Below are 17,370 nucleotides of genomic sequence, written 5' to 3'. Positions count from 1 at the left end.
CATTGCCATCGACAGGCAAATAAGGATAGCCTCCTTCCTCTACGGAACTCGAGAGAGGACGAGCCGGCATGAGCGCCAGCGTTGGAAGGCCGAGGACTTTGTTCGACAAGGTCTGGGATGCCCATGTGATCGTAGAACGTGAGGATGGTCACAACCTCCTCTGGATCGACCGTCACTTCCTGCATGAAGGGTCGTTCCATGCCTTCGACAAGCTCAAGGCTCGCGAGGCGGAAGTCGCCCGCCCCGACCTGACCTTCGGAATCGAAGACCATTACGTACCGACGCGCGTTCGAAACATCGCGCAGATCGATCCAGCGATCCGCCGCATGATCGAGCAGCTGCGCGCCAACACGACGCAGCACAATCTGAAGTCGTTCGATCTCAACGACCCCGGCCAGGGCATCGTGCATGTGGTCGGCCCGGAGCAGGGCCTCACTCTCCCCGGCCTTACCATCGTGTGCGGGGACAGCCACACCGCCACGCATGGGGCATTCGGAGCACTCGCTTTCGGGATCGGCGCATCGGAAGTGGCGCATGTGCTGATGACGCAGACATTGTGGCAGAAGAAGCCGAAGCGCATGCGCATTTCCATCGAAGGCGCACTGTCCGCAGGTATCGTCGCCAAGGACATCGCGCTCTCCATGATCGCAAAGATCGGAGCGGATGGAGCGGCGGGCTATGCCATCGAGTATGCAGGTTCCACCATTCGCAATCTCTCGATGGAAGGGCGCCTGACCTTGTGCAATCTCTCCATCGAGGCTGGCGGCCGATCCGGCATGGTTGCTCCGGACGAGACGACGATCGCATATCTGCGCGGTCGTCCCTATGCGCCGAAAGGCGACGCTTTCGAGCGAGGGGCCGCCGACTGGCTGGCGCTCGCAAGCGATGCGGATGCCGTCTTCGACAAGGAGGTTTCTCTCGACGCTACGCAGATCGCTCCGATCGTGACTTGGGGCACCAGTCCCGATGATGCCCTGCCGATCACCCAAGACGTCCCCGATCCCGACAGGATCTCCGATCCCGGCCGCGCGGAGCATGTCCGCGATGCCTTGTCCTATATGGGGCTGCAACCGGGGCAGAAGCTGACGGATATTCGCATCGACCGGGTTTTCATCGGCTCCTGCACCAACAGCCGCATCGAAGACATCCGCGCCGCAGCGGCTATTCTGGCAGGCAGGAAAGCCAGCGTTCCCGGCCTCGTATCGCCAGGCTCCATGCTGGTGAAACAGCAGGCCGAGCAGGAAGGCCTCGACCGCATCTTCAAGGAAGCGGGCCTGGAATGGGTCGAGCCGGGCTGCTCCATGTGCGTGGGCATGAACGGCGATCTCGTTCCGCCCGGCGAGCGCTGCGCCTCCACCACGAATCGCAACTTCCGCGGACGGCAAGGTCCCGGCTCGCGTACCCACCTCATGTCTCCCGCCATGGCTGCGGCTGCCGCCGTGACAGGCCAACTCACCGACATGCGCGCCTTGCTCAAGGAACGAGCCTGATGCAACCTTTCACGCAACATACCGGCATTGCCTGTCCGCTGCCGCTCTCCGGAATTGACACCGATCAGCTTATTCCGGCCCGCTTCATGAAGCGCTCTCGCGCCGAGGGTTACGGCGACTACCTCCTGCATGATTTACGTTTCGACGGGAACGGCGATCCGCGCGAAGACTTCCCGCTGAATCATTCGGACCGCCGAGGCGCGAGCATCCTCGTGACTCGACGCAATTTCGGCGGCGGGTCCTCCCGCGAAGCGGCGGCCTATGCGCTGATTGACTATGGCATCCGCTGCGTCGTCGCGCCGAGCTTCGGCGACATCTTTGCATCGAATTCCGTCAACAACGGCCTGCTTCCAGCCCGTGTCTCGGAGGAGGATGGCGAACGCCTGCTCGCCGCTCTCCAAGGCGGCGAACGGGATGCTACAGTCGATCTCAATGCCAAGATCATTCGCTGCGGGTCTCTCGACGTACCGTTCGACATCGAGCCGGTTTGGCGCACCAAACTTCTCAATGGATGGGACGATATCGATCTGACCAAGAGCTACACGGCGGCCATCCAGGCATTCGCTGCTTCCGACCAGGAGCGGCGCCCCTGGATGAAACCCAATCGGGCGTGAAGCCAGCTCATGTCACTCGCGTTCGAGCCTCTTCCTCTCGGCCCTATTACGCTCAAGAACCGCATTGTGCTGCCTCCCATGCAGCAATATCAGGGGAGCAGCGAAGGCTACGCCACGCAATATCACGTTCAGCATTATGCGCGCAGGGCACGCGGCGGCGTCGGGCTGATCATCATTGAGTCGACGGCCGTCTCGCCCGAGGGACGCCTCATGGCCGATGACATCGGCCTGTTCAGCGACGACCATATCGCTCCGCTTGCCGATATCGCGCGGGCGGTTTCGGCGGAAGGCGTTCCTGCGCTGCTCCAGCTGTCCCATGGCGGGCGCAAGTCCCGCCCTCATGGCGAAGGCCGTCTCCTGGCCCCGAGCGCGATCGCTTACAACGAATCCTACGGCACGCCGGAGATGATGGCGAAGCAGGATATCGCTTCGTTGATCTCGGCCTTCGTACAGGCGGCACACCGCTCTGTGATGGCGGGGTTTGCAGGCGTCGAACTCCACGCAGCCCATGGTTATCTGCTGCATCAATTCCTGTCGCCGCTGTCCAACCACCGCAAGGATGCCTATGGAGGCAGCGCAGAGAACCGACGCCGTCTGCTTGCAGAGATCATCACCGAAGTTCGCGCTGCCCTCGGCCCTTCAAAACTCCTCACGATGAGAGTTTCGGCAAGCGATTATGATCCTCGAGGGCTGACGCCTGAGCATGTCGCGAACGACCTTCGCGTGCTCGCTCCTCTCGGACTTGATGCCGTCCATATTTCCTCCGGCGGCCTTCTCCCCATTCGCCCGTCGGATGTGAGTCCGGGTTATCAGGTCGGTTTCGCCGAGATTGTGCGGCGAGCCGTGGCGGTGCCCGTCATTGCTGTCGGAATGATCCGTACGCGGGAGCAGATCGAGGCCATTCTCGCGCAGGGACAGGCAGACCTCGTCGCCATCGGCAGACCGTTGCTGATCTACCCGGATCTGCAAAGAGTACTGTAATGAGGTTTCAATCCCTACTTTCAATTCTCGAATTACTCTACGTAAAGCAACTTGACTCATAGGAAAGCTGTGCCATCAATAGGACAGCTTGATGTATGTCCAAGCATACAATTTGGGATGGACCGCTCGTGTCGAGTGTCGAACCGCTGAAAGCCCGCAGACTCTTCCTCCTGCTGCGCGACCGCATCTTGAGCGGCGACATCGGGCCCAACACACGGCTGCCCAGCGAACCGCTTCTGGCGCAGGAGCACGGTGTTTCTCGCGTCACCGTCCGACGCGCCCTCGACAAGCTGGCCGATGAAGGCCTGATCGAGCGCAGGCCCGGCTCCGGCACATTCGTCAACACGCGACCGACCAGCGCTCAGGTGACGGCGGACTTCTCCAATGTCCTCACTCATCTCGTGGAGATGGGGCGCCGCACCGACGTCAAGCTTATCTCCTTTGCCTACATGGCGCCGACACCCGCACTGACGAGCGACCTGAAGCTCCAGCCCGGCGAGCGCGTCCAGCGCTCGGTCCGCGTGCGTCTGATCGACGGCCAGCCGTTTTCCTATCTGATCACGCATGTGCCTGAGCGGATCGGCATATCCTATTCCGAGGCAGATCTGGCATCGACGCCTCTGCTCGAGCTTCTCGAGCGGTCTGGAATCGTCGCGGAGCGGGCGCAGCAGATCATTGGCGCAACGCTCGCAGGACCGGAGGTCGCGGCGGCTCTGGATCTCGAAATCGGCGCAGCCCTGCTTTCGATGACACGCATCGTCTACGATCCATCGGGCCGTGGCATCGAACACCTGCAGGCCCTGTACCGCCCCGATCGTTACTCGCTGAACATGGATCTCATTCGCACCGGAGCCAACGGAGCCCGGCGCTGGTCGCCGGTCGAGCGTCCGCGCGTCAGCACACCCAAAACAAAAAGCATCCCGAAAACCCGGGTCAACCGGGTCTCAATCCAGAGGAGAACTACTCGATGAGCCTATTCGACAAGACACTCAACCGACGCACGCTTCTGAAATCCGGCACCGTAGCCGTCGCCACCATCGCCGCACCCTCCATCGTGCGCGGCGCGGAGCCGCCCCCTGTCAAGGTCGGCATCCTGCAGCCTGTCACCGGCGCCGTCGCCATGGACGGCGAATTCGGCCGCACGGGCGCTGAACTCGCCATCGCCGACATCAACGCCGCAGGCGGCATCAAGTCGCTCGGCGGAGCCAAGATCCAGATGATCTTCGGTGACGCGCGCTCCAACCCGGAAGCCGGCGTGCAGGAAGTCGAACGCATGCAGAGCGAAGGCGTTGCTGCCATCGTCGGCGGCTTTGCAAGCCCCATCTGCCTTGCGACGACCCAGGCTGCCGCCCGCTATGACCTGCCTTACATCGTCGATGTCGGCGTCTCAGATCAGATCATCGAACGCGGTCTTAAGAACACCTTCCGCTTTGCGCCAGGATTCGGCATCTGCACCAAGACCGCCATCGAGAATCTCGTCAGGATCAACGAAGCCGCCGGCAAGCCTGCCAAGACGATCGCGCTCGTTCACGAGGATGGTCTCTTCGGCTCTGGCCTTGCAAAGCTGATGCAGCAGGAACTGCCGAAGCACGGCTTCGAGATTCTCGAAACCATGTCCACGCCCACTCCGTCGCGCGATCTTTCGAACATCACCCTGCGCCTTCGCTCGCTCAATCCCGATCTGGTGATCCCCAGCACCTATTATGCCGAGACGGTTCTCCTGGCCCGCACGATGCAGCAGCAGCGTGTCCGTCCGAAGGCAATCTATGCGGTGGTCAATGGCGCCGCTTCGAACATGCGCTTCGTGAAGGAGTTCCCCGAGGCCGCGGAAAAGATCATGGACTGCAACCATTGGCATGATCCGCGCAATCCGAAGAACGAAGATCTGCGCAAGCGCGTCGAGGCCGCAGGCAAGCAGTGGAACTACAACGTTCCGCTGAACTATTCCTGCGTTGGTCTGCTGGCAGACGCAATCGAGCGCGCAGCCTCCGCTGATCGCGGGAAGATCATCGAAGCGCTGGCCTCCTCCACCTATGACAAGCACCTGATGCCCTACGGGCCGACAAAGTTCGTCGGCGGCCAGAACCAGGGGGCCGCTCCGGTCGCGACGCAGGTTCAGGATGGCGTTATCCGGGTGGTTTATCCGGAAACATACTCCGACGCGAAGCCGGTCTTCCCTGTACGGGCCTGATTTTGGTGCGGAGGCGGATTCCGCAGAAGAGTCCGCCTCAGTTCACTGATCGGCTAAAGCAAGGGAAACGCGATGTACTCTCTCGATATCACATTAGAGGCTGTCCTCAACGGCCTTCTGACAGGTGCGGTCTACGCGTTGATCGCGCTTGGCCTTACGCTCGTCTACGGCGTCCTGCACATCATCAACTTCGCTCATGGCGCCTTGCTGACCACGGCAATGTTCGCCGTATGGGTGGCTTATACGTTTCTCGGCATCGATAACTACGTGCTGATCCCATTCCTGGCGGTGATCTTTTATGCGCTCGGCTATGCCTTGCAGCGCTTCGTGATCGGCCCTGCCAGCCATGGCGACGACGGAAATATTCTCCTCGTTACGCTTGGCATCTCAATCGTTCTCGAAAACGCTCTGCTGGCGATTTTCCGCTCTGACACCCGTTCTCTGACCTCGGACTTCTCTTTCGAGGTTTTGGAGGTGGGCCCGCTCCTGATCTCCAAGCCGCGCCTCATCGGCTTTGCAGCCGCTCTGGTGGTGACGCTGCTGCTGTGGCTTGTGCTTGCCCGCACCGATACCGGCAAGGCGATCCGCGCCGTCGCCAAGGAGAAGCTCGGCGCCAGCCTCGTCGGAATCGACGTCAGGCACATCTATGCCGTCACGTTCGGAATTGGCTGCGCCACGCTTGCGGTGGCAGCGTGCCTCCTCATGCCCACCTTCTACGTCAATCCGCGCGTAGGCGGCGCATTCGTCCTTGTCGCCTTCACGGTGGTTGTTCTCGGAGGCATGGGCTCCATCCCCGGAGCGCTCGCGGGAGGCCTGTTCATCGGAGTCGTGGAGAGCCTGAGCGGCCTCTATCTCGGTGAGAGCCTTGGCCAGATCGGCATCTTCCTGATCTTCATTCTCGTTCTGTTGTTCCGCCCGACGGGACTGTTTGGAGCCCGGGCATGACCCTACGAGCGACACTTCCCATCCTCATCATCCTCGCCGTTCTCGCCGCAATCCCGCTGCTGGCCACGTCGAACTCGGTCCTCAACTTCATCGTCTTCGTGCTCATCATCACCCTCGCTGCGCAGGGCTGGAATGTTCTGGGCGGCGTCGGCGGGCAATCGTCCTTCGGACACGCAGCTTTCTTCGGCACCGGAGCGTATGTTTCCGCGATCCTGCAATCCCGCTTTGGGATCAACGCGTGGGCTGCCATGGCCATCGCGATGGGGGTCGGAGCCATTGTCGGCTGGGTCATCGGTTTCTTGAGCTTTCGCGCCGGACTGCGCGGCTCGTACTTCGCGCTCGTGACTCTCGCCTTCGCGGAGGTGCTACGCATCCTAGCCAACGCTGCCGGCTTTACAGGGGGTGCCGCGGGGCTGCTCCTGAAGCTGAATGTCGGCTTCGCCAACATGCAGTTCTCCAGCCGCGGCGCCTTCCTCTGGCTGGCTCTTTCGCTCGTCGCCCTCACCCTGTTCCTGTCCCAGTGGATCGCCAGCTCCCGCTTCGGCGCGCAGCTCGTCGCCGTGCGCGAGAACGAAGAGGCAGCGCGAGCGCTCGGCGTCGATGTCCTGGCAGTGAAGCTGCGCGCCATCACCGTCTCGGCGGCCATCACGGCTGCGGCCGGCTGCCTCTATCTTCAGTACTTCCTCTATATCGACGCCAACATCGCATACGGGCTCTGGATCTCGGTTGAAGCCCTGCTCGCCCCCATGGTCGGCGGCAAGGGCCTCGTGCTGGGGCCGATCATCGGCGCCTTCACGCTTCATGGCCTTGGCGAAGCAGCCAAGACCTTCGCCGCCAGCGTTCCCGGCATCGATCTTGCCATTTACGGCATCATTCTTGTCGTCGTGGTCGCATTTGCGCCGGAAGGTGTCCTCGGCGTCCTGAAGAAGACTCAGCTCTGGCGCAAGCGCAAAGCGCATGCGGCGACGAAACTCTCCGAGGAGGCTGCATAATGCTGTCGGTTGAAGACATCACAATGCGCTTCGGCGGGCTCGTGGCAGTCGGCGGCGCCTCGCTTACGGTGCCGAAGGGAGCGATCGTCGGACTCATCGGCCCCAATGGCGCCGGCAAGACGACCCTCTTCGGTGTCATCGCCGGCTTCCTGAAGCCGACTTCCGGCCGTGTCTCCTTTGAAGGATGTGACATCACCGCCCTTCCCGCTCACGTTCGGGCACAAGAGGGGATCGCGCGGACATTTCAGATCGTTCAGCCCTTCGCCGGTCTGAACGTCCGCGAGAACATTGCAGTCGGAGCATTCCTGAGACACCGGAATTCCGCCGATGCTCATGCCCTCGCCGACGCCGTTGGTCATCGGGTTGGATTAGGGGCTGATCTCGATAAGCCTGCGTCCAGTCTTACCGTCGCCGGCCGCAAGCGCCTTGAACTCGCTCGCGCCCTGGCGACAGAGCCCAAGATTCTCCTGCTCGACGAAGTGCTCGCCGGTCTCAACCCTTCCGAGATCCGCGACATAGTTCCCGTCATCCGGTCCATACGGGATGAGGGGGTTACGATCCTCATGATCGAGCACGTCATGCAGGCCGTGATGAATCTCTGCGAGCAGGTCTACGTATTGGCCCAAGGCCGCATGATCGCGCAAGGCACGCCGCAGGATGTCTGCGAAGACCCTCATGTGGTCGAGGCATATCTCGGGCGCGGCGCAGCTGAGCGTCTGCGCACGGTGGGAGCAAACCATGCTTGAGATCAAAGGTCTGCGTGCCGGCTATGGCGGAGTTGAAGTGCTCCGTGGAATCGACCTCTCCATCAAGTCCGGAGAGATCGTTGCGGTTCTCGGCAGCAACGGTGTGGGCAAGACAACACTCAACAAGGTTTTGTCCGGCGTATTGCCTGCGAGCGCGGGCGAGATCGTCTTCGAAGGCCGCTCCTTGACCCGGGCTTCGGCGGTCGATGCGGTGGAGGCCGGTCTCATTCACGTGCCGGAAGGCCGCAAGATCTTCCCGAACATGTCCGTGCGCGAAAACCTGGAGCTCGGCAGCTACCGCCGGGCGAGCAAAAACCGCGCAAGCAACCTCGAGCGCGTCTTTAACATCTTCCCCCGCCTGCGCGAGCGTACGGATCAGGCTGCTGGAACCCTTTCCGGTGGCGAGCAGCAGATGCTGGCGATTGGGCGCGGCATGATGGCTGAGCCGCGACTGCTTATTCTCGACGAGCCCTCGCTTGGCCTCTCGCCCCTGCTGGTGGAGGAGATGTTTACGCTCATTCAATCGCTCAATGCCGAAGGCCTGCCGATCATGCTCGTGGAACAGAACGTCGTGCAGTCCCTAGAGACAGCTTCGCGAGCCTACATTGTCGAGAATGGCGCCGTCACGCTCTCGGGACCGGCTGAGACCATCCGGAACGATCCTGAGTTGAAGCGGGCCTATCTCGGGCTCTGAGGAGAAAGCGATGTCGATTGCCACACCGCAACTTGTCCCCGCATCCGTGCTTCTGGCTGAGCCACGCCCGACCTGGCTGACGGAATGGGGGGCGTTTGCCTCCGCATTCCGTTTTTCCGATATGCCGAGCGATCTCATCGTGCAGGCCAAGGTCGTTCTGCTTGACTGCATCGGCGCTGTTGCAGCAGGCATGCAGGAACCGGAGATGAGGAGACTGGTCGAGCGACTCGGCCGTCGCGATAGCGGCTCTGCGACCGCTATCGGCGCGGGACGCCGCCTGAGCCCGCTCGATGCTGCTTTCGCTAATGGCGTTGCCGGCACGATGCTCGAACTCGACGAGGGCAATCAGTTCGCCCGCGGCCATCCCGGCATCCATGTTCTGCCGGCAGCACTGGCGGCTCAACCATGCGAGCAAATGTCAGGGGCGGATTTTCTGCGGGCCTTCGTTCTCGGTTATGAGATCTGTGCTCGCGTGGGAGCCGCCTCGCGCCTGCGCAGCACTGTTCATCCGCATGGAACTTGGGGAACCATCGGTGCTGCCTTTGTAGCGGCTCTCCTCGAGAAGGCGAATGAGTCTGATCTTGTGCAGATCATTAGCATGGCGGCACCGCTGAGCATCAGCGCAAGCCTTCGCAGCATGTTGGAAGGCGCGACCGTGCGGAACAGCTATGCCGGCATTTCGGCCCGCAACGGCCTTGCTGCCTGGGATCTCGTCGCCTCCGGCTTTTCCAGCGAGACGGACGGCGTCCGCAGCGTTTACGGAAACGTGCTCTCGGAAACCTTCCGTCCGGAGATCATGACGGAAGAGCTTGGTCGCCGGTGGGAGATCCAGCGCAACTACTTCAAACGCCATGCGGCATGCCGTTTCACGCACGGCGCTCTCGATGCCGTCGCCGAGATCATAGCGAAAGACGGCACCTTGGATCCCGATTCCATTGAACGGATCGAGGTCGATACTTACGCCTTTGCCGCGCAGCTCGACGCTCCTGCTCCGACTAATATGCTGGCTGCTAAGTTCTCCGTGCCGTTTTCCGTCGCGACAACCCTCGTGCATGGAGAAGCATCCGTGGAGGCATTCCGCTCACCGGCATTGGCTGACGAACGGGTGCGGCGTCTCGCGCAGCGGGTCTCCGTGCGTGAAAATTCGCAGATGACTGCAATGCTGCCGGACCGCCGGCCTGCCCAGGTTACGATCCATCTTTCGGACGGACGGGTGGTGGAAGGAAAAACTCTCACCAACCGCGGCGACGCGCAGGATCCATACAGTCCCGATGAGGTACGCGCGAAGTTCTTCGCGCTGGCCGTTCCAGTATGGGGCCAAGATCATGCCGAGCGGATCGACGCTCTGATCGGAAGTCTTGAGGGCGCGGCCGATTTGTCGCTGCTCGATACTCTGCTCGCAGAACCTCCAGTCAAGAAAGACTGACATGACTTTAAAACAAAGACTTTCTCTCGATAGGCCGGTCGTTGCGCCTGGAATTTACGATGCACTGACCGGCTCCCTCGCCGCCGCTGCGGGTTTCGAAGCGCTTTATCTGTCCGGGGCGGCTATCGCATATACGCGCCTGGGCCGTCCCGACATCGGTCTGGTTTCCATGAACGAGGTCGCAGAGGTGATCTCGCTCGTGCGGGAGCGTATCGCAACGCCGTTGATCGTGGATGCCGACAATGGCTATGGCAACGCCCTCAATGTGCAGCGAACGGTCCAGCTCTTCGAAATGGTCGGCGCAACCGCCATCCAGATCGAAGACCAGACCCTGCCGAAACGCTGCGGGCATCTGCAGGACAAGAGCCTGATCAAAGCCGAGGAGATGGCTGGCAAGATCAAGGCGGCCGTCGACGCCCGCCGGAGCGAGAACACGCTCATCATCGCGCGCACCGACGCAGTTGCCGTCGAAGGGTTCGAGCGTGCGATCGAACGGGCTTCGCTCTATGCCGATGCCGGCGCGGATGTGCTTTTCGTGGAAGCTCCACGCTCGCATGAGCAGCTCGCCGCAGTCACCGCCGCTCTTGGAAACCGGCTTCCGTTGCTCGCCAACATGGTCGAAGGCGGCGATACTCCTCTCGCATCTGCGACGGAACTTGGAGCGCTTGGTTTCAAGATCGTCATCTTCCCAGGTGGGATCGTACGCGCCATCGCTCGCACGGCGCAGGATTACTATCGCTCACTGAAGGCCCATGGGACGAACGAGCCGTTCCGCGAGCGCATGTTCGATTTCCAAGCCCTCAATGCTCTCATCGGCACCCCCGAAATGCTGGAACGGGGCCGTACATACGAAGAATACGGCCTCTCGGCGGCAAAAGTCTCATCCAGCCAGAGGAATGACGCACAATGACGTCGGTAGATCCAGTAACCCTGGCCGTCCTGAAGGGCAGGCTCGAGCAGATCGCGGACGAGATGGACGCGACCCTCTACCGCTCGGCCTTCAACCCGATCATCGCCGAAGCGCGCGATGCCTGCCATGGTCTCTATCACGCGGAAACAGGCGCAACCCTCGTCCAGGGCACCAATGGACTGCCGATCTTCGTCGGAGCCATGGCCTTCGCCGTGAAGGCCGTGATCGACAAAGTGGCCAAGGAAGGGGGCCTGGAAGAAGGCGACACGTTCCTCTTCAATGACCCCTATGTAGGCGGCACGCACTTGAACGACTTCCGTCTGGTGCGCCCGATCTTCCGGGACGGGAAGCTGTTCTGCTGGCTCGCATCGGCGGGACACTGGCTCGATATCGGCGGCAACGTTCCAGGCGGATACAACCCGAAGGCTACCGAAAGCTTCCAAGAAGGCGTGCGGTTCCCGCCCGTGAAGCTCGTCTCGGCAGGACGCATCAACCAGGACATCGTGGATCTTCTCGCTGCGAATTCGCGCGTGCCGATTTCGAACTGGGGCGACCTCAACGGCCAGCTCAACGCCCTCGATCTCGGTCAACGCCGTTTCAACGCACTGCTCGACGAATACGGCACCGATACGGTTTCCGCCGCCTTCGAAGCCCTTTCGGACCGGGCCGAAGCGCTGATGCGCGCAGCGATCCGCGCGCTTCCCGACGGAACATATGCCTTCGAAGACGTGCTCGACAATGATGGTATCGTCGACGAGGTGATCACCATCGCTCTCGACCTCACCATCGAAGGCGACACGATGACGCTCGACTTCTCGCGCTCTTCGCCGCCTGCGCTCGGGCCTGTGAACATCTCCAACGCCACGACCGTCGCTGCCTGTTATGTCGCGCTCAAGCACGTATTCACGGATGTGCCTGCGAATGCCGGATGCCTCGCACCGATCAAGTTCGTGGTGCCTTCCACGACCCTGCTCGGCGCGACAGCGCCACGCCCGATGGCGGGCTACACGGAAACGATCCTGCGGCTCATCGGCGTACTCCTCGGCGCGCTCGCCAAAGTCTCCCCCGAGAAGGCGACGGCTGCCCCCTTCGGCACGATCAATGCTCTCTCGATCGCTGGTCATCGCGACGATGGACAGCGTTGGGTCATGTTCTCGTTCTTCGGCGGCGGCCTTGGCGGCAACCCTGAGACCGACGGCCTGAGCCATGCCAACAACCCCATTTCGACGGCGACGATTCCGCCTGCCGAGATTCTGGAAGCCAGTTATCCGGTACTCTTCCGGCAATGGGCTCTGCGTCCGGATTCGGCAGGACCGGGAGCCCATCGCGGTGGGTTGGGCGCGATCTACGAGATAGAACCACTCCGCGATGCTGAGGTTTTCCTTCTCGGTGAGCGTGGCAAAGTTGCTCCCTTCGGCGTCTCCGGGGGTGGCCCTGCCGCTCTCAACCGCTTCGTGTGGGAAGCCGAGGACGGACAGCATTCTCCGCCTCTCGTCTCCAAGGTCACCGGCGTCTCCGTGTCGGCAGGCCGCTCTGTGCGGCTTGAAACTCCCGGCGGAGGCGGCTGGGGTGATCCAAGAACGCGGGATTCGGACCTCGTCTGCCGCGATGTGCGTCTCGGCTATGTAAGCATGGAAGCGGCGAAGCGGGATTATGGGGTTGTCATCACCGCCAATGGGGAGGTGGATCAAACCGCCACCGCAACCCTGCGCAATGGAATAGCAGCATGAGCACACAGGGACAGATCGTCGGCGTCGATGTCGGAGGAACCTTTACGGACCTCTTTTTCTACGACGAGCATAAGAGACAATTCCGCACTGCCAAAGTTTCCTCGAACCGTGGCGACGAGGCCGTCGGCTTCCTCGAAGGTCTGAAGAGCTTCGGACCGGTGGCGAACCTCTCGTCGGTCGTGCATGGCACCACCGTCGGCACGAATGCGCTTCTAGAGCGCAAGGGTGCCCGCGTAGGACTCATCACCACCCAAGGCTTCCGCGACGTCATCGAGATGCGCCGCCGCGACCGGCGTCACACCTGGGGCTTGTGGGGTGACTTCGTGCCTGTCATCGACCGCGATCTTCGCCTTGAAGTCGGCGAGCGTACGCTTGCCGATGGAACGATCAGAGAGACGGTGGATGCAGGAGAAGTGCGGGCCGCAGCCCAAGCCCTCATCGAAGCCGGAGCCGAGGCTCTCGCCATCGTTTTCGTGAATGCTTATGCCAATGCGGAAAACGAGATGCGAGCGCTCGCAGCCGCGAGTGAAATCTGGCCGAACGGCAACATCGCCTGCTCCAGCCAGATCCTGCCTGAGATCCGCGAGTTCGAGCGCACCTCCACCACCGCGCTCAACGCCTATCTCCAGCCCGTGGTCGGCAGCTATCTCGGCAAGCTCGACCAGGCGCTGGCTTCGGAAGGCTTCTCGGGCCGCTTCCATATCGTGCAGTCCAATGGCGGCGTGATGTCGACTGCAACGGCCCGCCGCTTGCCGGTTCGCACGGCCCTCTCCGGTCCCGCCGCCGGCGTGATCGCGGCCGCCGCCATTTCGGAGGCCGCGGGGTTTCCCGATGTGATCACGGGTGATCTTGGCGGTACGTCGTACGACGTGTCTCTCGTGGTCGGCGGAAAGACAGCCCTCGCCGCTCAAACGACAATCGATTTCGGCCTCGTGATCCGCACGCCGATGATCGAGATTACGACCATCGGCGCAGGCGGTGGATCCATCGCTCACGTCGATGCCGGCGGCCTCCTCCAGGTCGGCCCCGAGAGCGCCGGCTCGCGACCTGGTCCTGTCTGCTACGCCCAGGGCAACACGCGCCCGACGCTCACCGATGCCAATGTCGTGCTCGGCCGCATCAATGCGGAGCGTCCCATCGGCGGCAAGCTCGCCCGTCTGGACGTGGAAGCCGCGCGCGCAGCCATCGACGCTCACGTTGCGCGTCCGCTCGACATCGACGTTATGGCCGCGGCGGAAGCGATCGTTCGGATCGCCGATGCCAAGATGGCTGGTGCGATCCGGCTGGTTTCCATCGAACGCGGGCACGATCCCGGCAAGTTCGCAGCCGTGCCGTTCGGCGGCGGCGGAGCGTTGCATGCGGGCGCCCTCATCAAGGATGTGGGCCTCAAGGCGGCATTGGTGCCTCGCTATCCAGGCGTGACCTCGGCCCTCGGCTGCGTCATCGCCGATATCCGTCACGATCAGGTTCAGACAGTCAACCTGAACGTGGAAGGTCTCGACGCCGCAGTGCTCGACCAGCGCATGGTGGCAGAGGCCGAGGAGGCGAAGGCCGTCGTGGAGGCTGCGGGTCTGGCTGTCGAGCGGATCGATATTCTGTTTGAACTCGACATGCATTATGTGGGCCAGACCCACACGGTCGCCGTCCCGCTGCCCGTCACCGTTAAAGGTGGAACGACAGGAGTGACAGAAGCCGTTATCCGCCAGGCTTTCGAAAAAGCCTACCAGGTGGCGTTCAGCCGGCTTCTCCCGGGCGTTCCGTCGCGGATCGTCAATCTCCGCACAGCTGCGGTCGGACGGCGGCCCCATTTCGACCTTGCAGCGCTCGCGCCTGCTGCAGATGCTTCTCTGGACAAGGCAAAGCTCGGAACGCGACAGGTGTGGTTCGATGGGGGCTGGCACGAGACTGCAATCTACGCTCGCTTGGACCTTCCGGTGGGAACCGTTGTTCATGGTCCTGCGATCCTCGAGCAACCGGACGCGACGACCGTGGTCGACCCTGACCTCGTGGCCCGCATCGACAATTTCGGCAACGTGATCGTGGAGCGTTCATCGTGAGCGCTTCCTCCATTCCTTTATCCCGGACCGCGCTCCTCACTGTCGACTTGCAGAACGACTTTCTGCATCCGCAGGGCGCTTATGGCCGCGCGGGTCAGACGGCTCCCGAGATCGCCGCATTGCCGGCGCGCATTCTTCCACTTGCCAACCTCTTGCGAGAGAAAGGCGGCTTCTTTGTCTCGACGCAGTTCACGCTCGTTCCAGCCAAGGGAGGCCAGCCCTTAATTTCTCCGCATCTGAAGTCCCTCCGTCCGTTCCTGACGAAGGGAGATTTCGCTCCGGGCTCCTGGGGACATTCGCTTGTCGATGAACTCCAGCCGGCGGATGTGATCGTTGAGAAGATCGCCTACTCGGCCTTCTACATGACACGAATGGAATGGGTTCTGCGCAAACTGGGCATCGAGCGGCTTCTGATCGGGGGAATCGTCACCAATGGCGGCGTCGCATCGACAGTGCGGGACGCCCATGTCCGGGATTTCGAAACCGTTGTGCTGGAGGATGCCTGCGCAGCCTTCTCACCCGCAGTCCACGCCACGGCCATCGACGCTCTCCGCCCTGTCTGCCGGGTCGCGAAGATCGCCGACATCATGTCCGAAATCGAAGCCGCTCATTCCTAGCGACCTGCTTGATCGATCAGCGAGAGGAAATCCCATGCCCGTCGTCGAAACCACCATTCTCGAAGGCTACGATGCCGCCACCAAGGCGCGCCTGCTGAAGGGCATGATGCGCGCCGTCCGTTCCGTCATGGCAGCGCCGCCGGATGGAATCGTTACCATCCTGCGTGAGGTGCATCCAAGTTCCTATGCCCGCGGCGGCGTGTCCCGTATTCCCGGCCCGCCGCTGCCACCCGCAGCCGATGTAGCGGCGGCCTTTGCCGCCGCCCTGGAAAAAGGAGATGCGGAGGCAGCCGGTGCGTTGGCAACACCTGACTTTTTCGGAACCGACCTTCACGGCGAGCGCCGAGACCTCTCCGGATCTCTCGCTGCTTCGACAAAATTCCGGAAGGCTTATCAGCGTTTCGAAGATGCCATGACCGATGAGGATCGCATCGTCTTCGCGCAGGGAACGCTCGAAGGAACGGCTCCGGACGGCACTGTCCTGTCCGACGTGCGTTTCGTCGATCGTTTCCGTCTCACGGGCGCTCTCATTGCCGAAATGGAGACCTGGGTGAGTCGGACGTGAAGGGCGCGCAACGATGACGGTCCGCACCGCCCTCCAGAGTGAACCCGAGGCACGAGCCGATGTCGTCATCGTCGGCGCCGGCGCAGCAGGCTTGTGTGCGGCGCTTTCCGCCCGCGAGGCCGGTGCAAGCGTTGTTGTGATCGAGCGAGATGCCGAGCCGCGAGGCAACACCGCTCTGACGCTTGGAATGCTGCCGGGGGCGGGAACGCGCTTCCAGCGCGAGAAGGGCATCGAAGATAGTCCCGACATGTATGTCGCCGACATTCTCGCGAAAGCCAAGGGCAAGACCGACGAGTCGTTGGCGCGCAAGATCGCCGAAGAGTCTGGCCCTGCCGTCGAATGGCTCGTGGATTCCCATGGTCTGCATTTCGAGTTGCTCGACGACATTCTCTACCCGGGCCACTCCCGTCATCGCTACCATGTGCCGAAAAGCCGAACCGGCCTCGAGATGGAACAGGGCCTCCTGCGTGCGGCACTTTCCGCCGGCGCAACACTGATCACCTCGGCCACGGTCGACACTCATTTCGCCGAGCCAGAGGGTCGCATTACGGCCATCGGATATACGACGGCTGACGGCCAGCAAAATATCGTCGGTTGCGGCGCACTCGTTCTCGCCAGTGGTGGATACGGAGCTGATCCTTCTGTCATCGCCGCCCTTATTCCATCCATGTCCGATGCGGTTTATTGCGGTCATGGCGGCAGCAAAGGCGATGCCATCCGCTGGGGCGACGCCTTGGGTGCGGCCACCGCCGATCTCGGAAGCTATCAGGGCCATTGCGTCGCCAATGGACCCGCCCTGCCTGTCACATGGGCCATCGTGATCCGCGGCGGATTTCAAGTGAACAAGGAGGGACGCCGCTTTTCGAACGAGATGAGCGGATATTCCGAGCAGGCCTCGACGGTGCTGGGCCAGCCGGGCGGCACAGCTTGGACGATCTACGACAAGCACTGCGAAGAAGCGGCTCTCACTTTTCAGGATTATCATCGCGTTCTCGACAGCGGCGCGGTTGTCACAGCCGACGGCATTGCCTCTCTCTCGCAGGCAACAGGACTGCCTTTCGACAATCTCGAAGCCAGCTTCTCGGAAGTGGCCTCTTACGTCACAGGAAAGACCGACGATCCCTTCGGCCGAGATTTCACTGGCGTTGCGCAACTGACGCCACCCTTCAGGGCGGTAGAAGTGAAAGGTGCACTTTTTCATACGCAAGGTGGCCTGAAAGTCGACGAGACAGGACGCGTTGTGCGCGCCGACGGATCTCCACTTCCCAATCTCTATGCCGCAGGAGGTGCCGCCCGCGGCATCTCCGGGCCCTCTTCATGGGGATACCTTGGAGGGAACGGCCTGGTAACGGCAGTCGTGCTGGGGCGCCTTGCGGGAAACAGCGCAGCAAAGATCGCGCTCACATGAATCG

The 17,370-nt window shown here is 62.0% G+C and carries 16 protein-coding genes; all 16 read left to right on the top strand.

The features are described 5' to 3' along the window. Positions 1-68: 68 nt before the first annotated feature. A complete protein-coding gene (leuC, locus tag BLP10_RS20410) occupies positions 69-1,490 on the top strand; it encodes a 3-isopropylmalate dehydratase large subunit (protein WP_091138868.1) in 1,422 nt (473 codons plus the stop codon). Further along, on the top strand, positions 1,490-2,104 hold the full coding sequence (gene leuD / locus BLP10_RS20405) for a 3-isopropylmalate dehydratase small subunit (RefSeq protein WP_091138865.1): 615 nt from the start codon (positions 1,490-1,492) through the stop codon (positions 2,102-2,104). Before leuC ends, leuD begins: the two co-directional genes overlap by 1 nt. A gap of 9 nt (positions 2,105-2,113) precedes the next feature. After that, on the top strand, positions 2,114-3,085 hold the full coding sequence (locus BLP10_RS20400; protein ID WP_091138863.1) for an oxidoreductase: 972 nt from the start codon (positions 2,114-2,116) through the stop codon (positions 3,083-3,085). Positions 3,086-3,180: 95 nt separating this feature from the next. Then, complete coding sequence (locus BLP10_RS20395) at positions 3,181-4,056, top strand: GntR family transcriptional regulator (protein WP_091138861.1); 876 nt, start codon at positions 3,181-3,183, stop codon at positions 4,054-4,056. Further along, positions 4,053-5,276: an ABC transporter substrate-binding protein gene (locus BLP10_RS20390; RefSeq protein WP_091138859.1), complete on the top strand. Its 1,224-nt coding sequence runs from the start codon at positions 4,053-4,055 to the stop codon at positions 5,274-5,276. The genes BLP10_RS20395 and BLP10_RS20390 overlap by 4 nt, the downstream gene beginning before the upstream one ends. Before the next feature lie 72 nt (positions 5,277-5,348). Next, the gene (locus tag BLP10_RS20385) at positions 5,349-6,221 is read left to right on the top strand and encodes a branched-chain amino acid ABC transporter permease (RefSeq protein ID WP_091138856.1); all 873 of its coding nucleotides are present in this window, start codon (positions 5,349-5,351) and stop codon (positions 6,219-6,221) included. After that, entirely contained in the window at positions 6,218-7,213 is a 996-nt protein-coding gene (locus tag BLP10_RS20380; protein WP_091138854.1) for a branched-chain amino acid ABC transporter permease, read from the top strand. Before BLP10_RS20385 ends, BLP10_RS20380 begins: the two co-directional genes overlap by 4 nt. Beyond that, positions 7,213-7,959: an ABC transporter ATP-binding protein gene (locus tag BLP10_RS20375; RefSeq protein ID WP_091138851.1), complete on the top strand. Its 747-nt coding sequence runs from the start codon at positions 7,213-7,215 to the stop codon at positions 7,957-7,959. Before BLP10_RS20380 ends, BLP10_RS20375 begins: the two co-directional genes overlap by 1 nt. Then, the gene (locus BLP10_RS20370) at positions 7,952-8,653 is read left to right on the top strand and encodes an ABC transporter ATP-binding protein (protein WP_091138848.1); all 702 of its coding nucleotides are present in this window, start codon (positions 7,952-7,954) and stop codon (positions 8,651-8,653) included. The genes BLP10_RS20375 and BLP10_RS20370 overlap by 8 nt, the downstream gene beginning before the upstream one ends. A gap of 10 nt (positions 8,654-8,663) precedes the next feature. Beyond that, a complete protein-coding gene (locus tag BLP10_RS20365; protein ID WP_091138845.1) occupies positions 8,664-10,079 on the top strand; it encodes an MmgE/PrpD family protein in 1,416 nt (471 codons plus the stop codon). Position 10,080: 1 nt separating this feature from the next. Further along, positions 10,081-10,989 carry an isocitrate lyase/PEP mutase family protein gene (locus tag BLP10_RS20360; protein WP_091138843.1) on the top strand — a complete coding sequence of 303 codons (909 nt, stop codon included), beginning with the start codon at positions 10,081-10,083 and terminating at the stop codon, positions 10,987-10,989. Next, positions 10,986-12,719, top strand: a complete 1,734-nt coding sequence (locus BLP10_RS20355) for a hydantoinase B/oxoprolinase family protein (protein WP_091138841.1) — start codon at positions 10,986-10,988, stop codon at positions 12,717-12,719. The genes BLP10_RS20360 and BLP10_RS20355 overlap by 4 nt, the downstream gene beginning before the upstream one ends. Beyond that, positions 12,716-14,776: a hydantoinase/oxoprolinase family protein gene (locus BLP10_RS20350; RefSeq protein ID WP_091138839.1), complete on the top strand. Its 2,061-nt coding sequence runs from the start codon at positions 12,716-12,718 to the stop codon at positions 14,774-14,776. Before BLP10_RS20355 ends, BLP10_RS20350 begins: the two co-directional genes overlap by 4 nt. After that, positions 14,773-15,393 (top strand): cysteine hydrolase family protein, encoded by a 621-nt coding sequence (locus tag BLP10_RS20345; RefSeq protein WP_091138837.1) that lies wholly within the window; start codon positions 14,773-14,775, stop codon positions 15,391-15,393. The genes BLP10_RS20350 and BLP10_RS20345 overlap by 4 nt, the downstream gene beginning before the upstream one ends. A 34-nt stretch (positions 15,394-15,427) precedes the next feature. Beyond that, a complete protein-coding gene (locus tag BLP10_RS20340) occupies positions 15,428-15,958 on the top strand; it encodes a nuclear transport factor 2 family protein (protein ID WP_091138835.1) in 531 nt (176 codons plus the stop codon). Positions 15,959-15,971: 13 nt separating this feature from the next. Beyond that, positions 15,972-17,366, top strand: a complete 1,395-nt coding sequence (locus tag BLP10_RS20335; RefSeq protein WP_091138832.1) for an FAD-dependent oxidoreductase — start codon at positions 15,972-15,974, stop codon at positions 17,364-17,366. The last annotated feature ends 4 nt before the right edge of the window (positions 17,367-17,370 follow it).

Source organism: Microvirga guangxiensis (assembly GCF_900102135.1).
Lineage (GTDB): Bacteria > Pseudomonadota > Alphaproteobacteria > Rhizobiales > Beijerinckiaceae > Microvirga > Microvirga guangxiensis.
This window is presented reverse-complemented; position numbering and strand designations above follow the sequence as displayed.